Below are 21,259 nucleotides of genomic sequence, written 5' to 3' on the forward strand. Positions count from 1 at the left end.
ATTACTTTGAATTATTTTACTTTTAGCAGTAAATTGATTAATATGTTTATTATTATGTCTAAACAGCTCAAAAAGCATTTCGTCTAAAGCTCGAACATCTTTCTCTGACTGTGAATCCATAAATAATCTTCATTCCACTCCTTAATAAATTAAACTGACTGGTCAGACAGGTTTATTAATGCCTATTTCTTAACTTCTATTATGCATAGATTTCACAGTTCTAAGACTTTGCATTTGATTTTTATTTTATTTATGCTTTTGAATTTTATTGATATCATTTCCATTGATAAAACTAGGGCTAACGCTATTACTTTCCTACCATATCATGAGATTACCACTTTGTCAGTAGAACATCGAACAAATTAACTGTTAGATGATAGTTTTATGTGTCCAAAGGTAACATCTCAACACAGAGAAGAAATCCGGGTGAGAATACTTCAATCTGCAGTGGATCGTTTTTCTAAAAATGGATTTGATAGGACCAAGATGGATGAGATCTCGTCATCCGCCGATGTTAGTAAGGGTACCCTGTATAATTATTTCAATAGTAAGGAAGATCTCTTCCACGCCCTATGTGATGACAGTCTTGAATTATTAAAAATACAATTGGACACGCTATTTACTAGCAGCAAAAATGATCTGATTTCTAATGCTGAGTTATTCTACGAGAATTTTCAAAAAATTCAAAAAGAGGGCACTGCTAAGGTTTTCTTTGAAGCTTTATCAGAATCTACACGTAATCCGAAATTACAAGAAATATTGATTAAACACCGATTAAAAATTATTAAAGTTGTGGAAAACTATTTGCAGCATCAAATAAGCAAGGGATTTTTGAAAGTAGATTCCAACCCTGAATATCTTGCCTCTGGTCTGGTTTCATTATTTGATGGTATAACTGCTGGGAGCTTGTTAGGAATACCTGAAGAGTTTAACAAGAAAATATGGGCCGTGACAATTAGAACCATATTGTCAACACTTGAATAAGATCAAATCAAATAGAAACTATCTATACAGGATAACGATCCACAGTCATTATATCATAATTTATATCTAATTGAAAATGTACTTTTGATATGTCTTTACTACCTTTTAAGAATAAAATTCCAAGAATAAATTCCGACTGTTTTATTGCACCAAATTCAATGATAATAGGGGATGTAGAAATAGGATCTATGTCATCTGTCTGGTTTGGGACTGTTGTAAGAGGAGATGTATTTAATATCCGTGTCGGATCTAACACTAATATTCAGGACAATAGTGTAGTACATGTTACTACTAATAAGTATCCTACAATAATTGGAAATAATGTTACTATCGGACATTCGGTTATATTACACGGTTGCTCAATATTTGATAATTCATTGATAGGGATCGGATCAGTTGTATTAGATCAATGTGAAATCGAGGAATGGTCTATTATCGCGGCTGGTTCGATGGTCAAACCCGGGACCAAAATAGCATCAGGAAAATTGTGGGGTGGACTCCCAGCAAAAGAGATTCGTGACATTAATGATAAGGAAAGAGAATGGATAGCGGAGTTGTCAAACAATTATGTGAAATTATCAAGACAATATTTGAGTATATAGTAGAGTATTAACAACTCTAGTTTTTCTGTGTACAAATTGATTTTAATTCGTCAGATAACTTTGAACTTTGGTAATCAACCCTAATTAATATAGTGACCCCTAGTTTATCATAGAACCTAATTCTGTAAGTATTAAAGCTATTCTTATTTCAAAATTTTTTACTAAACATCTTGTTGTACCATTAATGGAGTAATGAGTTATCAAACTGCTTTATGACATAAAGTTGAATCTTCCCTAATGATGAAGATTATGCCATTTAATCTGCTATTAATTTTTTTAGTAGTGGTGATATCAGGTACATCTACAACAACAATCATAAATCAAGACGTATTAGCGCAAAAATCAGACGGAACTAGTGGATTAAATTTCGACATAAATAGTCTTTTTGGAGGAGGCAAGGAAGGTTTTAGCTTTGATGAATTATTCCCATTTGATCAATCAAGCTCTTCTGAATCATCAGACGGAGAGTCATCCGACAATGGTGATTCTTCTAGTCAAGATGAATCAGCAGTAACTGATCCCCTCGGAGGAATTGATCTAGTATTTCCAGTAAACAATGCTGAGGCTCCACAAACAGAAACAACACCTTCAGAAGATGAAAGTGCATCCAGCTCTAGCGAAGATGAAAGTGCATCAAGTCCTCAAGATGAAAGTGCATCAAGTCCTCAAGATGAAAGTGCATCCAGTCCTAGCGAAGATGAAAGTGCATCCAGCTCTAGCGAAGATGAAAGTGCATCCAGCTCTAGCGAAGATGAAAGTGCATCCAGCTCTAGCGAAGATGAAAGTGCATCCAGCTCTAGCGAAGATGAAAGTGCATCCAGCTCTAGCGAAGATGAAAGTGCATCCAGCTCTAGCGAAGATGAAAGTGCATCCAGCTCTAGCGAAGATGAAAGTGCATCCAGCTCTAGCGAAGATGAAAGTGCATCCAGCTCTAGCGAAGATGAAAGTGCATCCAGCTCTAGCGAAGATGAAAGTGCATCCAGCTCTAGCGAAGATGAAAGTGCATCCAGCTCTAGCGAAGATGAAAGTGCATCCAGCTCTAGCGAAGATGAAAGTGCATCCAGCTCTAGCGAAGATGAAAGTGCATCCAGCTCTAGCGAAGATGAAAGTGCATCCAGCTCTAGCGAAGATGAAAGTGCATCCAGCTCTAGCGAAGATGAAAGTGCATCCAGCTCTAGCGAAGATGAAAGTGCATCCAGCTCTAGCGAAGATGAAAGTGCATCCAGCTCTGATGACGACGACAACAAATCCAGCTCTGATGACGACGACAACAAATCCAGCTCTGATGACGACGACAACAAATCCAGCTCTGATGAATCTAGGATGATCGCCCCACAAAGTGGATCAGGCACCACCACAGAAACTGGAAAGCCAGTAATTCCGTTGGGAGAATCTACAACTAGTACAGCAACTGAAACACCAGTATCTCCACAGAGCTAACTTAATTCTGTATAGATAGGGTTGTCATAACTAGAACAAGAAATCTAGTCTAGATTCTTAACCCCACATTTTTTTATTCGATCTTTAATTTTGTGAATTTATAAACTGGCTCAAGCTATACAATTGTAAAATATATTCCCCATTTATTTACTATATTTAGGAACAAAAATTAGCCTGCTAGTGTTGGTCCAAAAAATAAGTTATTTTAATATTGGTTTCTTGTATTCGCCTCATTTGTAAATTATCTATGTTCGAAAATCTTTTTCAGATCTTCATTAATAGCTTTATATCTATCCAACCTTGCTCTACCTTCTTCAGTCGATGGTATGTTCTCCAACAATTTTCTTTGTTCCTTTTCAGTCATGCATTCAACCGAATCCATTAGATCTGCAAGCTCCGATCTTGTAATCTCAATTGTCAATGATTCATTCTCTTTATTGATCTTAACAATTTTCGGCATATCGATATTGAAATGTTCAAATTAATATCTTTTCAAAACCATGCCTAATTTACTCCTAGTAAGGTTAGAAAATTCATATAAATACCTTTAATCTATAAACAAGAAAAAATATTTTTGAACCTAGTTAGTGTCGATCTCTATATTATGCCTAAGCAAATTTTAAGAAGGCGGTTGTTCATACTACTATTGACATTTTTTCTCACAAGAGACATTTATCCACATGATTTTTTCCACAATAGTACTTGTCCGGATCAATAGAAAAATAGATTCAAATTTTTTGTAATATCTAAATAGTAATTCAATTTAGTTTCAAGCTAACCTCTTCCCCATAACCTATGGGTACCGTTACTGACCGGACGTATTTATTTTTCCTAACGTGATCTATGTATTTTAACATGGCTGGTCTGTAATTTTCGGGCAACAAAATATTATCTGTAACAATTAGTCCTCCTTTTCGCATCACTGCCATCGCCAAATCAAAATATCTTACCAAATTTTCCTTGTCTGCATCCAAAAATACAAAGTCAAATAATTTGTTACCCCAAAACTTATCATGTTTCATTTTTTCTGGAAGTTGAGTGAGTATGTCTAATGCGTTACCTTCAACTATTTCTACCATATCCGTAACTCCAGCTTCTTCAAAATTTTTTCTTGCTCTTTTTATTTTGGAAGGATTATTTTCAATAGTGAGAATACTTTTTTTCAAGTTGGCTAAACTCTCATGATTCTGCAGGAGTGTGAGGGCCATCCATAGTGTCGAATATCCCACGGATGTTCCAATTTCCAAAACTCTGTTGCAGTTAATAATTGAAAGTAGGAAGTTTAGGAATTTTCCGGTATCATTTGTAATTGCTAACATTGAATCTTCATGAGAGATTTTTAACTTACCAGATCGTTCCAACTCTGACTGCAGATCAAGATTAGTTAGAATGTTTAGAATCCTTGTTTGAATGGTGCTGATCTCAGAATCTGGCATATTATGACAATAATGAATTCCGCTATTAAAAGGAAGTTGATCAATTATAATCCAATATCGGTACCCATTTTTGGTACTTTATTAAAGTGCGCTAGCAAACTCCTGTATCTTATTCCGAAATACTTACTCTAGCGAATGTCTAAACTTAATTGGGTGAAATTTTCTATTTTTCTAATCCCTTTGTAGTTGATAACGAATAAATACAAATAATTCAAGGAATAGAACTCTGATAATCGACTAGGCGTGATTCACTGGTATTGTTTGTAAATCTTATTTTCATGAACTAATTTTCAATAATACCCTTAAATATATGTGCATTCACTTACTGCATTTCATTTTTCCAGGTGAAATATATTAGTAATAGAGACCCCTCTTAACACACAAAATTTATAGTGGGAAATATCGTGTAATCATTACAACAATAAGCTGTAATCTTTAATTATCTTGTCATTAAAAAATCCATAGTTGCTGGCCTTCAAAAGAGAAATGAATGATTATTCTCAATGATTGATAGTCTTTTTCGATATAAACGACTCTCTTGGCCAATTCTATGTAAGCTCACGATGAATATCGTATGAATAAAACTAATTCTTATCATTATCCATGAGGTTTCGTAAATATTTCCCTAATCAAATAAATTAAAAACCGAGTTACCCTAAATAAAATTCGAAAGAGTGCATAAAATTTAATAACAATAACAATCAAGGGAGAAAGTGAATGATAGTACAATCTCATCTTGGATATTTGATTTAGATGGAATGACTCCTCAAATTGCTAGTCAACATGGTACCATGTCTCGAATGAATGCGGATAACTTTGCAATATTGAAGGGAATGGCTGGTTCATTACTAAGGCTAAAAAAAGGAGGTATACAAGCTCCTCATTGGCATGTGAATTCGGCTGAATTGAATTATTGTTTAAATGGACAAGCAAATATGACTATTTATGGAAATGCTCAAAAATTTACTTTTGCCGTGAAACCGGGCCAATTGACTTTTATGCCAAAAGGTTATTGGCACGATATCGAAAATATTGGACAAGAAGAACTGAAGGTCATTATGATACACGATATTGAACGTCCGACAGACATAAGTTTGGCTGCATCTGTTCAATCTTTGTCAAAAGAGGTCTTAAACAGCATTTTTGGGCTGAGATCACCTGGATTTTTCAATCAATTAGAAGACAAGAAAATTAGTGATGAATTAATAGACATGACTCCATTAGATTTAGCTGATAATAGTATTAAACCTACAACAAGTAGTGAAAGTTTGTCAAATCCCTATACGATTAATCTTGGGGCTACGGAACCACAAATTCAAACACCTGGGGGAGTTGCTAGACTAGGCAGTACACCGTATTTTCCGATTCTCCAGGGGCTGTCTGTTTTTGTACTGGATTTGGAACCAAGAGGAATAATAGAACCCCATACTCATCCAAATGCAGGGGAATTAAACTATGTCATTGATGGGAAAGTGAGATTTACGATACTTGGTCCTAATAATGAGATAGAGACAAATGAGATGAAAAAAGGCCAAGTTTTCTTTGTTCCAGCAGGATATTTTCATTATCTGGAAAATTCTGACAATTCAAATCGAGGTGCCGTAGCATCATTTTTTAGTAATGAAAGCCCTCAATTTTTAGGTCTAGTTGGGGGGATGAGTTCCTTCTCAAATGAAACATTGGGAGCGGTGTTTAACAAAAATACAGAATACTTTAATGGTCTTCCACGTATGGTGAAAAACATTTTGATTGCTGCGGGTACAAATTGACTAGGCTTTTTTTGGTCTTACCGGCTAAAATCTATACAAAAACTTTCTATCCTGCTTCATGAACCACGACCAATCTTGTGCCAATTTAAATATTGAAAACTGTACATGCTAAAAATGAATAACATTTAGATAATGATGCCTTGTGATATATAAATTAAGTAACAATATCACCATGCCCTTGCTCTTAACCATGTGTATATTGTTGTCGAAAAATTTAATCTTGTTTATTCACCAATGATTTTTCTATAGCTAGTCTTTGCTTCTCCCACGAGGTCATCATCCTTCGAGTTTCTTTCATATCATGCTTACTCTTTCTTTCCTTGATACAAAGAAGAGATCTTTGAATACTCCCTTGGACAGAGCGGTCGTAGTTAGCCGTCTTGCTGAGTAAAGATATATGATTTTTTGGTCTGTTAATATATCTCGTCCACATACGCACTAATCCTAAAAGCGGGCCCGGAGGGATTTGAACCCTCGACCTGACGCTTAGGAGGCGTCCGCGCTATCCATTCTGCGCCCTTGTAATGAAAAAAAGACAAGGTCTGCGCTACGAGCCCTGCGAAATAACTATCAATCTATGAATAAAAAGCACACATAATATTAATGCTGAGAAGAGTTTACTAGGTTGGAAGTAACCATGAGTTTACCTAAAGTAGTAATATTTATCACAGTTTTTCCTCTGTCGCCTTTGTCTACTTCTACCAATCCAAGATCAGCCAATCCTTTGTTTTCTTTTCCGCCTTGAACATGATAACTTAGTAGGGGTTTGCCGTAGCCAGAAATTTGTTCTAATTCTTCTAAACTGCTTACCATTCCACCAATACTATCAATACTTTTTAAGATCTTTATCTTTGTATCAGATATGATTTCGCTATAACTGAACTTGAGGACCGGTAGTAATAGTGGCACCGTGTGATCATGATCCATTGCAAATGCCTTAATACCATTAATAAAAGCTGATGATAACGCTGCACAGCTTATCAGTTTATCTCCCGAGCTCACATTCATTAATATCTGATGGTACTCTAAACTCTTCTTTAACAATACTTCATTGACTCTTTCAATAGTATCTTTTACAACATTTTCCTTCTCGACTAGAATAATTTCTGATCCTATGCCTATTATTGCTTCCATTTTTTTGGAATATTCATTTGCTTTAGCTTCGTCACTTGAATAACAAATAAGTATAAGTTGATGAATTGGAAAGTTCCTAATCCCCAATGCAATACCGTCCTGATCGTCATCACCAAAGGTGGCTATCTGAAGGGTCTTCATTCTATAATCTTATTGCTACATACTTTATTAAAAATATTTGTAATATTTTAATCAATTTTCTGTTGTACTGTGGATTTAGATCAATTCTTGGTGATTTATCGAGTCTAGATGACAATTTATGATAGTTCTAATTCACCTTTGTATTGATTGTTTTATAACTGCTTGATAGCCAAATCTTTGAATGTTATTGTCGGAAATACTTTGAGGTTTAATCTAATTTAGAAAGAATTAATGTTTTTTGAATATTTTTATTTAAGGATGTTTATTCAAATGAGTTATAATTATTAGAACTTTCTCGCAGAAATATAGTCGCCCTTTTGGGAAAAGACTAAATAAATCAATAAATTCTTAGCGAAGGCGATTATTGGACTGGATAAGAGTTTTCACTCTTGCCCTTCTTGTTGATTATCAATATGTCTATACCATCACCACTTGCCGAATCCCTTTGAATGGACGATCGAATAGACTTTAATGCCAAGTTAGTTGCTTTTTCCTCGTCCATATTCTCTGAAAATTCTGCGTCCATAACTCCTAAAGCCATTTCAGCTCCTGTTCCTACAGCTGCATATCTGTCTGGCAATACGGAGCCTAATGGATCCAATGTGTATATTTCTGGTTTTCCAGTTGTTACTCCACCAACTACTACTTGAGTTAAAAGCGGAAAATACCTCCTTTCAAACATTATCACAGACATCAACTTTGCTACTGAGTTTGGTTCAACATTTCGTCGAGTTTCTAGTTTTCTGATTTTTGATAATGCGCTTACTTGTCTAACCAAAACTTGCATATCTGCTACCATACCCGCACATGCAGCACCCACATGATCAGTAACATTAAAGGTTTTTTTAGTATTCTTATTAACTACAAAATTGCCATACGATACTCTCTTCTCAGCAGCCAAAAGTACTCCATCATTATATGTAATACCTACAGCTGTTGCTCCGGGCATAAATTGAAAAGCCATTTAATAAATTAAAAAAAAGAGTTAGATTTAGTCGTTTCTATCTCGTTTTAGATTCATTTTTTCAACATTGAGTAGTCGTGGATTTTTATGGCTTCGGAAATCAATTTATTTTGAATTTCCAAAATATCTTTAGCTTCAGGATACTTTGACCCAACCACTACCTCTGCAACAATATTTGTAATATGTCTAAAAAGAAATTCATCTCCTCTTTCAGCCTCGACCTTGTACGTTGAGTGTGCCTTGTTTACAAATACAATATTTTCATTTGTGAAACTATACCTGGGGTCGGTTTCATCCTCATAAGGAACTACTTTGTATCCAATTTTTTTGAGAGTAAAGGTTTTCTTTAGAATGGGCTTTCTAACAGTTTTTCTCACAAGATTGTTTTCATATGAAGTTCCTGATGCTCCAACATCTGCAGGTTGTTGACTACTATAGTTCATAGATTCATTGATAGAACTTTGGCCAGGGTAATTATTCGAGGTTGCTGCTGCTGCATCATTCCTTGTATTTGGATATTTAATATCATTTTGAGTCGTCCATTTTCCCTCATTTCTATAATTACTTGGATCAGAATTAGAAGTCGACGGTGATGCAAGAGTGGAATGAGCTGAACCTTCGGAGCCAGAAGTATTTTCTAAACCCAATGGATTTGTTTTTCTCTCATCTTCTTCCTTTATTCCACGATGATATTCACTCCCTGAACCTCTAGACGAAAAATCATTTCTATTTTCTTCGTATTGGTTTGTATCAACAAGAGAATTTGCTATTTCTCCTACTCTTGCTCCTTCTTCGCTCTCTAGCTGATGTGATGTTACCTCTACAGACTCAAACCCTTGTATTTCCTCTCCGGGCTCTAGAGTTTCCAATACGGCCTGGCCCATGACCTTGTCTATTTCTTTATAAATTTTCGATTCTTCCCTTGTTATCAAAACATCTTCGTATTCAGTTAGACTTGGGAGCACTTGATCTATGATGAATGATTTTACACTTTGATTAAAACTATTATAGATATCATTCTCAATTAACGCCGATTTATCGGCGAATCTTGATGTTAAGGCATCACATTTGACATATCCTGTAACTCTGTTCAGTTTATTCTCAAAACCAAAAGTACTTCTCAAAACAACATGATTGCCTACCATTATCGCTATACCTTTCTCATCAGCTCCCAAAGGTCTTCTTGCTATTACAATTTCCCCTGTTATGCGAGGATCATCGAAGTTGACATTGAGCTTGTATCCTTGAATATCCGGCGATCGTATTACCTGAGAATTAGTCAAGTCCCATTCTTTAAAATCTTCTGCAGATTTTACATAAACGTCAAATAATGGATATTTTAGAATCGACAATTTTTTGATTTCTTTTGCAAGCTTATTTACATCGACAGTAATTTTTGGACCTTTCAATAGGATTTCGGTACCGTTCCTATTGAGTTTTGATTCCTTGAGTTCACCTAACTTTGCATGTCCATTAATTAGTTCCTCTAGTGTATTTCCATCAATAATAATTGACTTGCTAAAATCATCTCTACGAGTCTTTATTTTCATTTGATCAAAGGACGTCAAAAATGACAATCTGCCAGTACCATATCTTCCAGTTCTTAACCTTTTCAAGTTTGGTGACAAAGTTTCTTCCGCCTTATGTGGAGAACCCAATATCAAGAATTTATCCATAGAATCGGAATTCATTCCTGCGTTATCTTCAATTATGATATTTCCGTTATTTAATACCGTAACGATGACGTTTGTAGCATCTTCATCAAATGCGTTTTCAATCAATTCACGTACAATTTCATAGGGAGATATCCAAGTCTTTGTGGCAAACTCTCTAAAAAATGAGGGGTGAACCTTTAATTCCATAGTCAAGATATAATAAGCTTGAAATATATTATTATTTAAACAAATATTAAGAAATTATTGACCAAATTATTAACTTTTGTTGACTCGCATGGATTATTTAAGATACTGGAATATTGGTTAGAACTAAACTCAAAACTTGCGGAACCAGATCAACTAATTTTATTGTCAATTGGGCAGGGTGGGTCTCGATAAAGGGATGCACGGTAGTATAGTAAATCAACAAAACTGGAACTGCAGCGCATCCTGCTATCGTCAAGAGGATAAGCCAAGTTGCTGTCATTTTTCCCGTAAACATGTCATTTTAAAATTGGATTGGCTATATAAAGATAAAGTTAGGCAATAACGACCAAACCAATTTCTAAATTCGAAAAGAAATTTCCTTATAGGCATTCCAAAATTTGTCTCCTACATAATGTAAATTGTTTATAATTTGTCCTTTTTCCATGCCATGGGCACGATCTTTATCCTCAAGCGCTAGCCCCACTGCTAGATATTTTTTAAATTTTTCGTCCTTTACTCCAACTATGTCGTCTTTTTTGAAGGACTCAAAATCAACTATACCTGGTCTCAAAATCTTTGCACCGTTGCAAATGAATCTAATTGATCCTGAATCCACCGTAACCGATGGGAATTTGTCGAGGATTTCAGTTTTTCCAAGAAATGGTAATATGGAATCATTGGCTGTTAAAACCGCAACCATGCTGTCAATGACCAAGATACTCTTATTTTCCTCAATTTCGAATATTTTCACATTCTTTACCTTTGGTATGGATACTTTTTCCCAACTTTTCTCAAGAATTTTCAAAATTTTCTCTGTATCTTTCTTGGACATTACATATGTTTTCAAACAAATTTATTGAATTCTTTATAGATTATAAAGGTGTATTAATTCATGCAATTGTGAATTTATTGATCGGCTAGTTTCCCACGGTTGATTTTGAGCTTCCTCACGCTATAAGATAAAAAAAAGTAGATGTGTGTCGAGGTATTCTAAAAAAATTTTTATAAATAATTGTGTCGGAATATAACATAATTAGAGATGAGTGAAACAGCAGGAACAAAATACGAAGTTCCCATAAAGCCAGTAGAAAAATCCCTAAAGATTAGCGACAGAGCCAAAGGTGAACTGAAGGCCTCAGGGATGATGGATGAGAAGGGGAAATTAAAACTAAAGGGAGTTAGCCCAAAAATGTTAAAGAGAATGAAACTAGAATCAATAGATTGTCCCGTTTTCAAAAAGGAGCTTGGCTTTGTGGAATGCTATGTTTGTAGTAATTTTCATAGTAGAATAAGCGGGATAGTATATTGTAAGGGAGACCCTATAGATCAGTAACATTAATCGAACCTAAATATCGTTTCGATTGACACAAACTTCATAAATAGAAAATAATAGCTATCTTTTGTTTAATTGAGTAAAAATATCAATAAAGAATTTGGCCTAACCGTTAAGAAGAATGAAGATTTTAGCGAATGGTATTCTCAAATAGTAGAAAAAGCTGGATTAGCTGATTATATTTCAGCAAAGGGCTTCATAATCGTCAGACCGTATGGGTATGCCATATGGGAATTAATCAAAGATTATCTTGACTCAAAATTTAAAGAGACTGGTCATGTAAATGGATTTTTGCCATGTCTTATTCCAGAAGGGTTATTGAACAAAGAGGAAAAACACTTTAAAGGATTTAATCCAGAGGTTTTCTGGGTAACTTCTTCTGGTGATTCTCAGCTATCTGAAAGATTGGCATTGAGACCCACTTCTGAGGCATTATTATATTCCGTATTTCCCAAATGGATATCTAGTTACAGAGATCTGCCCATAAAAATAAATTTTTGGAATACAGCTTTAAGAGCTGAAATTAAATCTACAAAACCTTTTATAAGAAATTCCGAATTCTTATGGCAAGAAGGTCATACTGCTCACACGGACAATGAAGGCGCCAAAGAACAAGTATTTAGCATTTTAACCATTTATAAGAACTTTATCGAAAAAATTCTTTCTATCCCCACAATTTCAGGATTCAAGAGCAACAAAGAAAAATTTGTAGGGGCTGATTATACTACAACATTAGAAGGACTGATGCCCGATGGCAAAGCGCTACAGCTTGGTACATCTCACAATTTGGGCAGGAACTTCTCTCAGCCATTTGAAATAAGGTTTCTAAACAGTAACAATAAAGAAGAGTTTGTTTGGCAAACTTCCTGGGGTATATCTTGGAGACTAATCGGTGCTTTGATAATGGTGCATGGTGATGACAAAGGACTTATTCTACCACCAATCATTGCTCCAATACAAATCATCATAATTCCAATATACAAAGATCAAAATCAAGAGTTAGTAAAGAAACATGCTAATAGTATACGAGACAAACTAAATTCCCTTGGATACAGAGCACTAGTAGACGACCGCGACGAATTTACTGCAGGCTGGAAATATAATGAGTGGGAAATGAAGGGTGTTCCAATTCGGATTAATATAGGACAACGTGATATTGAGAACAATACCGTAGAGGTAGTTAGAAGGGACAACAGAGAAAAGAGATTAATTCCCTTAGATGCCGTCTTTGATGAAATAAGAATAATCTTTCAAATCTTGCAATCCGACTTGTACAGAAATGCCTTTGAATCTCTTAAAAATAGAACCTTTGTAATAAAAGATGTCGATGAATTGAAGTCACGTTTAGACAATGGACAAGGTGGGTTCATGGTGTCAAATTGGTGTGGAAAAGAAGAGTGTGAGGAAGGAATTAAAGAGGATACTGGGGCTGATATTCGTGTTCTCCCTTTTGACACAAAAGACTTACCTATCGAACCAGAAAATAACGAACCTACCATTAAACTCAAACAATGCGTATATTGTCAACAAGACGCAAGTCGAATCGCTGTCTTTGCCAGGGCATATTAGATTGACAGACCAAGTTCTACATACGTTTAAGCTTTTGGAGTAATTCACATTGACGAATCAAACAGAATGTTTATGTAAGGTTCAAATTCCAAATCTCTTATTACAAGTTGTCAAAACAGAAAAAGGATAACAAGAGAAAGGATATCAAGATAATTATTATTATTGTGGTTATATTTGCCATTGCATTTATATCAATTAGAACTGTATTGTCTGATTCAAACCCTTTTTACGTGGTTGCAAGTGGTAGTATGATTCCTGTTTTAAATGTAAATGACCTTATCATAGTATGGGCCAAAGACAATAACACTTCATTTGATAGTGCCAATATCGGAGACATTATTGTTTTTAAAGCACCTGATCCAAGGGAAGAAAATAAAACTATAGTTCATAGAGTTTCTGCAATCATTGAAAATGGAAACAATTTGACAGGTAATGTAATCCTTTGTGCACCAATAGCCGTAAATGATGTAATACAAGAAAAGACAATACTGACTAAAGGAGATGCTAATGAATGCTCTATTCCTGGGATCGATTTTCCGATAACCCAAGAAAATTACGTAGGAAAAGTAGTTTATACTATTCCACAGATAGGGATAATACCTCAAGTGTTAAAACCGCCAGTAAATTACATAATTATGGCAATAATAGCTGGATTACTAATTTTTTCATTCATTCATGGAAGCAAGAAAGATAAACAAGAGGAAAAAGAAAAATTAAAAGATGATTGACTCTGGCGGGGTTCAATTTGGATTGGCCGTCTTGATGTATAGGCAGGATGACCCAAACAAATGCACTGCCTCCAGACTGGTTAAATTTCATATGGCCAATGAGGTACGAAGAATTCCTGCCTCTTTTGTTGTATTGAATCCCTATTCAGATAAACTTCTTACATGTCATGATGCAAAGATCTTTAAAGGAATTTGCGGGATTGATTGTTCTTGGAAACATGCATCAAAAGTAATCCAAACTCCAAAGAAATATTCTAATAATAGGAAACTCCCGGCCCTACTGGCTGGAAATCCTACTAACTATGCAAAACTTGGAATGCTATCCACAGTTGAAGCAATTTCGGGTGCTCTTTACATCCTGGGTTTTAAAATTAAATCAAATGAAATTTTGAATAAATTCAGATGGGGTCATACCTTTATGGATTTAAATTCGGAGATTTTGGAAGATTATTCTAAAGCTTTAGACGAAGATGAGGTAAAATCAATTGAAAAAGAATACTTTCCAAATTATTTCAACTGATCCTATAGATGTCAGTATTCATAGATAGTTTTTTGAAAACACAGCAAGTTTTCATAAATTAAAATAAAATTTAGAACAATTTGATATCAATAGTTCATTTTAATAGGGATATGATTGTGCAGTGTACATGATTCTTGCAAACCAGCAAGATTAATAAATCGTTATGGAATCTTTTTTATTGTGAGCTAGCGAGCAAGTTACTTCATTATAACGAAGAGGAAACTCCTCCCTCACAACGGGTACCTGAATTAGCGATAATTAGAAGGAGACTTCTGGCAACGAAATAGAAAAGTATTCAGTTGAAGTCCATGGCAATGATGATTGATAATCTGAGTGATTTCAATTTGAAATGAAACTGTCGCCCCAGGTAGAGAAAGGCCAAACAGAGGATTATTCCCGTATTTAGACTCAGGTAGGCTGCTTAGCTGAATCTTGCCTAAAACAAAAGGAGGGTTACTACTAGGACACGATTGTGGGGATTCAAACCGTAAATACTATGTTTGAATCCCATTCTTTTGGGACAATAACAAATAAACAACTAATCGTCTTTATTACTGGTGTAATTATTTCAAGATGTCAAAAGAAGATAATCTATGCTGTCCGGTACTTTTTCCCAGCAATGATTTGTCTAAAAAATTATCTTTAAAATATGGTTATAAGGAATGGATGATCTCTCGGTTTTTAAATTATGTGCCTAATCCTGAGGAACTTTTAGAATATATTGATAAAAGAGAAAACCTGCATACCTACATCAGAACTAATACATTAAAGATCAGTCCTAGAGTTCTAAAAAAAAGATTGCTTGAGAAAGGGTTTATCCTAAGTGATACTATATTAGATGAAGTATTTGAAATTATAAATCCATCTTCTTGCACGCCCGCTCCTGCCCCAGCAGAAGTATCAAGTTCCCAAATGTATCACAATGTTCTTTCTCAAAATTCATTTTCTTGTGTACAGAAACATGAATCCAAACCACCCAAATCTAAGTTGCCAAGCCTAGGATCAACAATCGAATACCTGAGAGGGTATTACTATATTCAGGATTTGAGTTCTTGTATAGCCGTAAACGAATTGGAAATTCTATATTCAGATAATCTTGTTGTACTTGATATGGCTGCTGCACCCGGAGGAAAAACTACTCATATTGCTCAAAGATTAAATAATAAAGGGTTGATTGTGGCTTGCGAATCAAAGCCCCAGAGGCTTTCTTCTCTTGTTTTTAACTTATCTAGGTGTTTTGTAAAAAACACTACTGTCTTTAACATGAGATCAGAGGAAGTCAAAAATTTGGGCATAAAATTCGATAGAGTGCTTCTGGATGCTCCTTGTACATGCGAAGGTATTATTCAGAAGGATATATCTAGAAAAAAAAGCAGAACATCGAGGGATTTAGAAATATGTAGTGACTTGCAGAAGAAAATGATTATTGCAGGATTCGAGGTCCTCAAGCCAAACGGGCTAATGATATATAGCACTTGTTCTTTCGCACCAGAAGAAAATGAGATGGTCGTCCAGCACTTGATTGATAATTTCAGGGATGCTCAAATTGAACCCGTCGAATTAGGGACAGAAGGACTGACAAAATTTCATGAATTTCATTTTGTTGAAGAAATGAATCAAACAAAAAGGTTTTATCCGCACTTTCATGATACAAATGGATTTTTTATAGCAAAAATTAGAAAGGAGTCCAAATCAAGTGGAGTATAGGTTTCCCAATGCTATGGAAGAGACGATTCTCAAACGGTCGTTTTCTAATTGGAACATTTTCGAACTATATGATAATGAAAAAATAATTATTGCATACATATCATCGACAGTAACGAAGACTAATTTGTCAAAAAAAACCGATTTGCAAACTTTCAATCCCGATATAAGAGATACCACGATACTTGTTGATAGCCAAGATATGAGGAAAAATCTCGATGGAAAACAAAATCAAATCAACAACTCTAATTTAAGAAAGGTTTACCTATGGGATCGACGTCCGGAACATGATGATTTGTTATTAAGCTGGCATCCTGTTCTAATGGGTATTCAAATAGGCATAATCAAATCCAAAAAATTCTTGCCCGGGTTAAATTTTGCAGAAATGGTCTTAGACTATCACAAAAATACCAAACTTGAATTTCCGTATATAGTAGTGAATGATAAGGCAGCAAACTTGGTTTGCTTTGGCCGGGATATTCTTGGCAGTTCACTTATTTCTTGTTATGATAAGATCAAAGGTAATCAATTATTGATAATCCTAAATGAAAACCATGAGGTCTTGGGATTGGGTAGATCAAGATTTGCTAGTCCATTGTTGAGTCGGCCTAAGATAATTACGGTGGATACAGTAGAAAACATCGGGACCTTTTATTTGCAGAATGAGAATAAGGATAATAAGAGTTTAGTAGATATTCAATAAATTTGTTCTGCTAAAAAAGAAATAAGAAACAAGACTGACTTCTATTGTCTTATTTTCTTGCTTTCACCAACACAAGTACTGCCACACCTGCCATCATTGCTCCAAAAATTAGCAATACTTGTATGGGAAAACTACCTGAAGAGGTTGCAACACCCTGAGGTGCCACTGAAGAAACAAACAGGTGTTCTGTTCCTCCTGCTCCACCTTGTTGGATCTGCGAAAATCCACCGATCTGAATTTGTCCACTTGGAGGAGCTGTTAATCCATTAACGTTCACAGTCACTCCGTCAATTTCTGCTGATCCGCTGGTTTCCTTAACTGTATGTGTTCCCTCTCTAAAGCTACTTTCACCTAAAGAATAAATGGAAACTATCTCTGAATCTCCTTCGATAACTGAGAATCCATATCCAGCTGCTCCAGCCTGTGCACCTGTAGCATCAAACAAAAAGTGCCAATTATTCATTGAGGCACCAAATTCCTCAAAATCTAAAATGGGTGTGTTAAATGCTTCGGCAAGAGTTGTATTTTGTATCTTTGTCGCTACCTCTGGAGCTATTTTTTCCAAACCACCAATTGGATGATTTATGTCTATTTGACCCTGTTCTGGAGAAGTTACAATCAGGGGCTCTTCCAATACGATGCTTCTCCAGTCTACGTCTAATACGGATGTCTCAGTTCCATTGGACTCTGTGACCAGATTAGTGATAGTTGGATGTAATTCTACTTGATATGAGATCGTTGCAGTAGTGGGTCCACCATTGACAGCTGCTCGATAATCGAGTGTAGCGTTCTCAAACTTTACTAGACTTTGTTTTTGAGATAACATGTATTCATTTATTTTATCTAAAACAACGCTCAAACCATTGCTACTATCTGAGGTATTTAATGAAAATGAAATTGAATTTTTATTTCCGTCTAACATTTGGGCCATTGTGCTGTTAGCAGGATATCTTAATGTGATAATTCTGTCTCCAGTAAAAGACGCATCAGCTGCATTCTTTGCCGGTGAAACTCCGGCCTCCATCTGAATTGCAAAGCCTTGATTAAAAATTCCGCCAAAAATAACTATTGCAGACAGCAAGACTACATATTTTAGAGAACTTAATTTCAATAAATTTGAATTCCAGTTTCCCTGTTTATAATCTTATTGAAAATTTGCCACTGAAAAGGAATTAAGAATGATTACAGTATAATTAAAATAAATTTTTAATTCATATTTACGAATTTTGAAAAAAATTATCAACTATTTTAACAAGAATAGAAACAATAAATAAAAAATGTCATAAAGAAGACCTTATCCATTGATTACTATTTTGGCAGGAGGAACAGGTTCAGTAAAGCTCGTCAGAGGATTGTACAATGTCTTTAAAGACATTGGGGTTATTTCTAACGTCGCAGATAATTTTTGGCATCATGGTTTGTACATATGTCCTGATATCGATACCATAATGTACGGATTAAGTAATAAATTAGACAAGGATAGAGGGTGGGGCATTAAGGGTGAAACTTTTAATTTTCTAAATTATATGAAATTGCTTGGATACGATACTTGGTTTAACCTGGGCGACAAAGACCTGACTACTCACATCGTTAGAACCCGTTTACTAAAAGAAGGCAAAAGATTATCGGAAATAACCGCGATTTTGTCAAAAAAATATGGTGTCCATATTCCAATATTACCTGTATCAGATAACCATTACGAAACTAACATGGTAACAAACGAAGACGACAACAAATTAGTTCATTTGCAGGAATATTGGATCAAGTACAAAGGAGGGTTGTCCTTGAAAGATATAGTTTACAAGAATATCAAACAGGCCAAAATTAGTTGGGATTGTCGTAGGGTGCTTGAAAAATCAAAATTAATTGTGATTGCACCAGGAAATCCGATCTCTAGTATCGGACCCATAATCGCAGTCCCAGGGATGAAAAATTTATTACACAAGTATAGAAACAAGATAGTAATGGTTTCACCAATTGTCTCAAATAGGGCCGTTAGTGGCCCAAGTGAAATCTATATGAGAGCAAAGAATATCCCGCCAACTATAGAGGGACTAGTCAGCTTTTATTCAAAATTTTCTAACAATATGATATTTGACAAGGTTGACAAAGTTGAGGTTGAAGATAAAATAAAAAGTGCTTATCCTCAGGTCGATTTTTCCTTTGTCAACATTATGATGAATGATTCTAGGAAGGAATCAGCCTTGGCAAGGCATATTGTTTCAAATTTTTATTGATTATTATACTGAGGTTGAACAATTGGAAGATCCAAGAACTGCAGTAATCATTCCAATAAAAAACTTTGAAAAAAGTAAGACTAGGCTAGGAAAATTTCTGAATTTAGAACAAAGAATTAGTCTCTGTCTTCACTTTGTTAATGATCTAATCGAGAAAGTATCAAAGCTTGAACAGTGTCAAATCATCTTAATCACAAATGAATCAATTGACCTGCCTGATACGATCAAAGATAAAAGCCTAGTAATTAGAGAGGGAGATAGGAATACAGGGGTAAATAGTGCAGTAGCGCTTGCAGACTCGTATGTGGCCAAAAATAAATTTGAAAAATCTCTGGTAGTTCCAATCGATATTCCATTGCTTGACTTGTCACAAATAAAAGAGATTATTCAATATTCCAAAAATTTTGATGAGGGAATTTGTATCGTCCCTTCGTACAGATATGATGGTACTAATATATTATTAAGAAAACCTCATACAGTTATAGAAACCAGTTATGATAACTTTAGTTTTTTTAATCACATAAAAAGAACCATGGAAAAGGGTGCATTCATCAAAATCTTTGACTTTGAGAATTTAAGAGCAGATATAGATACAATCGAAGACATAATGCTCATTTTTAAGAAGTATGTATTTTCTGACAGATCAATTGGTGATACAACCTATTCGAATCATTACTACGCGAAATTTATCCAGAAATATGAAAATAATAATACTTTGAATTATCTGTTAAGTATTTTGAAGGAAAACCATGAAATCTGGCATTAGACAATTGGGAATCAAATAATAGATATATTATAATGGGTTAAAATTAAGATATTTATTAGTAAAATGAGAGTAGGAATATCTATAATTGTACCATAATATCATTGCTGTAGTTGTTATTTCATTCATAATAGTCGGATCTATGTGGGGAATAGGTAATTTGTTGAACCCTCCGCGCGAAAAAAACATTCAAAAATCAAATGACACTATTTTACTGGTAGCTCAAGGTAACGCTTTTAATCACACCAATCCTACATTACATGTAAGTTCCAATCAACCGACTAAACTCATAATCCTTAACAAGGACTTTGTAAAACATGATTTTATCTCTGAAGAGTTGGGTATTAATACTGCTTATCTTAGCGCAGAACAGGATTTTGTAACCGGAATTGCAAGCAATAAGACTGGCAATTTTACTTATTATTGTTCTTTTCATCCAGAGATGAGAGGATTAATTGAAATCACCTAGTAGACCTAGGCTTATATCTTAGAAAAGCAGTCAATAAATCTTGCAAGCTGGATATTCGCAGTAATGTCTTTAGAAATCATGACAAATTGATTAATCGAAATAATTGGTTATCAGTTAAATCCATACCTACACCAATACATTGGTAATGTATTGAGTTCTCAAAATAGTAGTTTTGTGTTTGTTTCTCTCTTCCTCCATTCACATTTTCTCTTCTCTCTCTTTCTTACCCGTCTTTTTTTGTAACCTTTTTACTTTAGTTAATATCTAAAAACCTAGAGCGGATGTATAGACCTGCGGAAGATACCTTTTTCATGGCGGATATAATCAAAAATTACAAGGGAAATTTTGCTCTAGAAGTTGGAATTGGTTCTGGATATTTAACACGTTCCTTGTGCTCTAATTTCGATTTTGTAGTTGGAACTGATATTAATTTTGATTCAATTGTTTACGCAAAAAGCACTACATTATACAATTATCGTAACAAATTGCTTATTTGCACTAGTCTAGGTTCAGCGTTAAAATTTAAATTCGATTTGATAATTAGCAATCCACCTTACTTGCCAAATGATCCTCAAGGGATAGGTTTTGAAGACAACGCCATTTATGGAGGCAAAGAAGGGATAGAATTTACTTTACAATTTCTGAATTCTATTCTACCACTTATCAAAGAGAATGGAAAGATTTTGTTATTGAGATCATCTCTATCTAACATAAAAAAGATGGATAATTTGATCGGGGAGCGTTTTTATCAACAAAGGGTTTTGGCTAGAAAAAATTTATTTTTTGAATCTTTGGAAATTGTTGAACTGGCTGGGATAAAAAATTCTACTACTTCTGATGTACACAAAAATTAATTTTAGGTAGCATTCAAGGAGCTGGTCAACTAAATTAATTAAAAGTC

Annotated in this window: 22 protein-coding genes, 1 tRNA gene and 1 other RNA gene; 15 read left to right on the plus strand and 9 right to left on the minus strand. The window is 34.8% G+C overall.

Going from position 1 to position 21,259, the window contains the following annotated elements; all coding sequences use genetic code 11:
• Nucleotides 1-426: 426 nt before the first annotated feature.
• The 3 genes from ACMT7R_RS12480 to ACMT7R_RS12490 all read left to right on the plus strand — a co-directional run bounded on the left by ACMT7R_RS12480 (nucleotide 427) and on the right by ACMT7R_RS12490 (nucleotide 3,026).
• Entirely contained in the window at nucleotides 427-984 is a 558-nt protein-coding gene (locus ACMT7R_RS12480) for a TetR/AcrR family transcriptional regulator (RefSeq protein WP_415312283.1), read from the plus strand.
• Nucleotides 985-1,073: 89 nt separating this feature from the next.
• Nucleotides 1,074-1,586 carry a gamma carbonic anhydrase family protein gene (locus ACMT7R_RS12485; protein WP_415312284.1) on the plus strand — a complete coding sequence of 171 codons (513 nt, stop codon included), beginning with the start codon at nucleotides 1,074-1,076 and terminating at the stop codon, nucleotides 1,584-1,586.
• Between the two features lie 282 nt (nucleotides 1,587-1,868).
• Nucleotides 1,869-3,026: a hypothetical protein gene (locus ACMT7R_RS12490; RefSeq protein ID WP_415312285.1), complete on the plus strand. Its 1,158-nt coding sequence runs from the start codon at nucleotides 1,869-1,871 to the stop codon at nucleotides 3,024-3,026.
• 241 nt (nucleotides 3,027-3,267) lie between these two features.
• Here the strand turns inward: ACMT7R_RS12490 and ACMT7R_RS12495 are convergent, their stop codons facing one another.
• Both ACMT7R_RS12495 and ACMT7R_RS12500 read right to left on the minus strand, forming a co-directional pair.
• Nucleotides 3,268-3,486 carry a hypothetical protein gene (locus ACMT7R_RS12495; protein ID WP_415312286.1) on the minus strand — a complete coding sequence of 73 codons (219 nt, stop codon included), beginning with the start codon at nucleotides 3,484-3,486 and terminating at the stop codon, nucleotides 3,268-3,270.
• A gap of 298 nt (nucleotides 3,487-3,784) precedes the next feature.
• Nucleotides 3,785-4,462 (minus strand): O-methyltransferase, encoded by a 678-nt coding sequence (locus ACMT7R_RS12500; RefSeq protein WP_415312287.1) that lies wholly within the window; start codon nucleotides 4,460-4,462, stop codon nucleotides 3,785-3,787.
• A 713-nt stretch (nucleotides 4,463-5,175) separates the two neighbouring features.
• On the opposite strand from ACMT7R_RS12500, the gene ACMT7R_RS12505 reads away from it, so the two are divergent.
• Entirely contained in the window at nucleotides 5,176-6,231 is a 1,056-nt protein-coding gene (locus ACMT7R_RS12505; RefSeq protein WP_415312288.1) for a cupin domain-containing protein, read from the plus strand.
• 451 nt (nucleotides 6,232-6,682) lie between these two features.
• On the opposite strand, the gene ACMT7R_RS12510 is transcribed toward ACMT7R_RS12505, so the two are convergent.
• From ACMT7R_RS12510 to ACMT7R_RS12535, 6 genes are all read right to left on the minus strand, one after another.
• Nucleotides 6,683-6,788: transfer RNA gene (locus ACMT7R_RS12510), tRNA-Arg, on the minus strand.
• A gap of 43 nt (nucleotides 6,789-6,831) precedes the next feature.
• Nucleotides 6,832-7,506 carry a hypothetical protein gene (locus ACMT7R_RS12515; RefSeq protein WP_415312289.1) on the minus strand — a complete coding sequence of 225 codons (675 nt, stop codon included), beginning with the start codon at nucleotides 7,504-7,506 and terminating at the stop codon, nucleotides 6,832-6,834.
• Nucleotides 7,507-7,867: 361 nt separating this feature from the next.
• Nucleotides 7,868-8,455, minus strand: coding sequence for a proteasome subunit beta (locus ACMT7R_RS12520; RefSeq protein ID WP_415312290.1), 588 nt, complete (start codon nucleotides 8,453-8,455; stop codon nucleotides 7,868-7,870).
• A gap of 68 nt (nucleotides 8,456-8,523) precedes the next feature.
• Nucleotides 8,524-10,332, minus strand: coding sequence for an ATP-binding protein (locus ACMT7R_RS12525; RefSeq protein ID WP_415312291.1), 1,809 nt, complete (start codon nucleotides 10,330-10,332; stop codon nucleotides 8,524-8,526).
• A gap of 97 nt (nucleotides 10,333-10,429) precedes the next feature.
• Nucleotides 10,430-10,627: a hypothetical protein gene (locus ACMT7R_RS12530; RefSeq protein ID WP_415312292.1), complete on the minus strand. Its 198-nt coding sequence runs from the start codon at nucleotides 10,625-10,627 to the stop codon at nucleotides 10,430-10,432.
• Between the two features lie 63 nt (nucleotides 10,628-10,690).
• Nucleotides 10,691-11,164, minus strand: a complete 474-nt coding sequence (locus tag ACMT7R_RS12535) for a PUA domain-containing protein (protein WP_415312293.1) — start codon at nucleotides 11,162-11,164, stop codon at nucleotides 10,691-10,693.
• Between the two features lie 207 nt (nucleotides 11,165-11,371).
• On the opposite strand from ACMT7R_RS12535, the gene ACMT7R_RS12540 reads away from it, so the two are divergent.
• From ACMT7R_RS12540 to ACMT7R_RS12570, 7 genes are all read left to right on the plus strand, one after another.
• Entirely contained in the window at nucleotides 11,372-11,665 is a 294-nt protein-coding gene (locus ACMT7R_RS12540) for a hypothetical protein (protein ID WP_415312294.1), read from the plus strand.
• 87 nt (nucleotides 11,666-11,752) lie between these two features.
• Nucleotides 11,753-13,234, plus strand: coding sequence for a proline--tRNA ligase (proS, locus tag ACMT7R_RS12545; protein ID WP_415312514.1), 1,482 nt, complete (start codon nucleotides 11,753-11,755; stop codon nucleotides 13,232-13,234).
• A gap of 107 nt (nucleotides 13,235-13,341) precedes the next feature.
• Nucleotides 13,342-13,962, plus strand: coding sequence for a signal peptidase I (locus tag ACMT7R_RS12550; protein WP_415312295.1), 621 nt, complete (start codon nucleotides 13,342-13,344; stop codon nucleotides 13,960-13,962).
• On the plus strand, nucleotides 13,955-14,482 hold the full coding sequence (locus tag ACMT7R_RS12555; RefSeq protein ID WP_415312296.1) for a DUF367 family protein: 528 nt from the start codon (nucleotides 13,955-13,957) through the stop codon (nucleotides 14,480-14,482). The genes ACMT7R_RS12550 and ACMT7R_RS12555 overlap by 8 nt, the downstream gene beginning before the upstream one ends.
• A 180-nt stretch (nucleotides 14,483-14,662) precedes the next feature.
• Nucleotides 14,663-14,950, plus strand: an RNA gene (gene rnpB / locus ACMT7R_RS12560) — RNase P RNA component.
• A 105-nt stretch (nucleotides 14,951-15,055) separates the two neighbouring features.
• A complete protein-coding gene (locus ACMT7R_RS12565) occupies nucleotides 15,056-16,189 on the plus strand; it encodes an NOL1/NOP2/sun family putative RNA methylase (RefSeq protein WP_415312297.1) in 1,134 nt (377 codons plus the stop codon).
• Entirely contained in the window at nucleotides 16,179-16,889 is a 711-nt protein-coding gene (locus tag ACMT7R_RS12570) for a hypothetical protein (RefSeq protein WP_415312298.1), read from the plus strand. The genes ACMT7R_RS12565 and ACMT7R_RS12570 overlap by 11 nt, the downstream gene beginning before the upstream one ends.
• Nucleotides 16,890-16,938: 49 nt before the next feature.
• Here ACMT7R_RS12570 and ACMT7R_RS12575 read toward each other — a convergent pair whose 3' ends face one another.
• Complete coding sequence (locus tag ACMT7R_RS12575) at nucleotides 16,939-18,000, minus strand: hypothetical protein (protein WP_415312299.1); 1,062 nt, start codon at nucleotides 17,998-18,000, stop codon at nucleotides 16,939-16,941.
• A 190-nt stretch (nucleotides 18,001-18,190) separates the two neighbouring features.
• Between ACMT7R_RS12575 and cofD the strand changes: the two genes are divergently transcribed.
• From cofD to ACMT7R_RS12595, 4 genes are all read left to right on the plus strand, one after another.
• Entirely contained in the window at nucleotides 18,191-19,126 is a 936-nt protein-coding gene (cofD, locus tag ACMT7R_RS12580; RefSeq protein ID WP_415312300.1) for a 2-phospho-L-lactate transferase, read from the plus strand.
• A gap of 22 nt (nucleotides 19,127-19,148) precedes the next feature.
• Nucleotides 19,149-19,892, plus strand: coding sequence for a 2-phospho-L-lactate guanylyltransferase (gene cofC, locus ACMT7R_RS12585; protein WP_415312301.1), 744 nt, complete (start codon nucleotides 19,149-19,151; stop codon nucleotides 19,890-19,892).
• A gap of 85 nt (nucleotides 19,893-19,977) precedes the next feature.
• On the plus strand, nucleotides 19,978-20,358 hold the full coding sequence (locus ACMT7R_RS12590; RefSeq protein WP_415312302.1) for a cupredoxin domain-containing protein: 381 nt from the start codon (nucleotides 19,978-19,980) through the stop codon (nucleotides 20,356-20,358).
• Nucleotides 20,359-20,639: 281 nt separating this feature from the next.
• On the plus strand, nucleotides 20,640-21,212 hold the full coding sequence (locus ACMT7R_RS12595; RefSeq protein ID WP_415312303.1) for a HemK2/MTQ2 family protein methyltransferase: 573 nt from the start codon (nucleotides 20,640-20,642) through the stop codon (nucleotides 21,210-21,212).
• The last annotated feature ends 47 nt before the right edge of the window (nucleotides 21,213-21,259 follow it).

Source organism: Candidatus Nitrosocosmicus sp. FF01, from assembly GCF_047711275.1.
GTDB lineage: Archaea > Thermoproteota > Nitrososphaeria > Nitrososphaerales > Nitrososphaeraceae > Nitrosocosmicus.

Coding starts and splice junctions, on each gene's coding strand:
- ACMT7R_RS12595 (WP_415312303.1), top strand. CDS start 20,640: ATGTATAGACCTGCGGAAGATACCTTTTTCATGGCGGATATAATCAAA.
- ACMT7R_RS12555 (WP_415312296.1), top strand. CDS start 13,955: ATGATTGACTCTGGCGGGGTTCAATTTGGATTGGCCGTCTTGATGTAT.
- ACMT7R_RS12540 (WP_415312294.1), top strand. CDS start 11,372: ATGAGTGAAACAGCAGGAACAAAATACGAAGTTCCCATAAAGCCAGTA.
- ACMT7R_RS12495 (WP_415312286.1), bottom strand. CDS start 3,486: ATGCCGAAAATTGTTAAGATCAATAAAGAGAATGAATCATTGACAATT.
- ACMT7R_RS12500 (WP_415312287.1), bottom strand. CDS start 4,462: ATGCCAGATTCTGAGATCAGCACCATTCAAACAAGGATTCTAAACATT.
- ACMT7R_RS12515 (WP_415312289.1), bottom strand. CDS start 7,506: ATGAAGACCCTTCAGATAGCCACCTTTGGTGATGACGATCAGGACGGT.
- ACMT7R_RS12485 (WP_415312284.1), top strand. CDS start 1,074: ATGTCTTTACTACCTTTTAAGAATAAAATTCCAAGAATAAATTCCGAC.
- ACMT7R_RS12520 (WP_415312290.1), bottom strand. CDS start 8,455: ATGCCCGGAGCAACAGCTGTAGGTATTACATATAATGATGGAGTACTT.
- ACMT7R_RS12530 (WP_415312292.1), bottom strand. CDS start 10,627: ATGTTTACGGGAAAAATGACAGCAACTTGGCTTATCCTCTTGACGATA.
- ACMT7R_RS12535 (WP_415312293.1), bottom strand. CDS start 11,164: ATGTCCAAGAAAGATACAGAGAAAATTTTGAAAATTCTTGAGAAAAGT.
- ACMT7R_RS12525 (WP_415312291.1), bottom strand. CDS start 10,332: ATGGAATTAAAGGTTCACCCCTCATTTTTTAGAGAGTTTGCCACAAAG.
- ACMT7R_RS12565 (WP_415312297.1), top strand. CDS start 15,056: ATGTCAAAAGAAGATAATCTATGCTGTCCGGTACTTTTTCCCAGCAAT.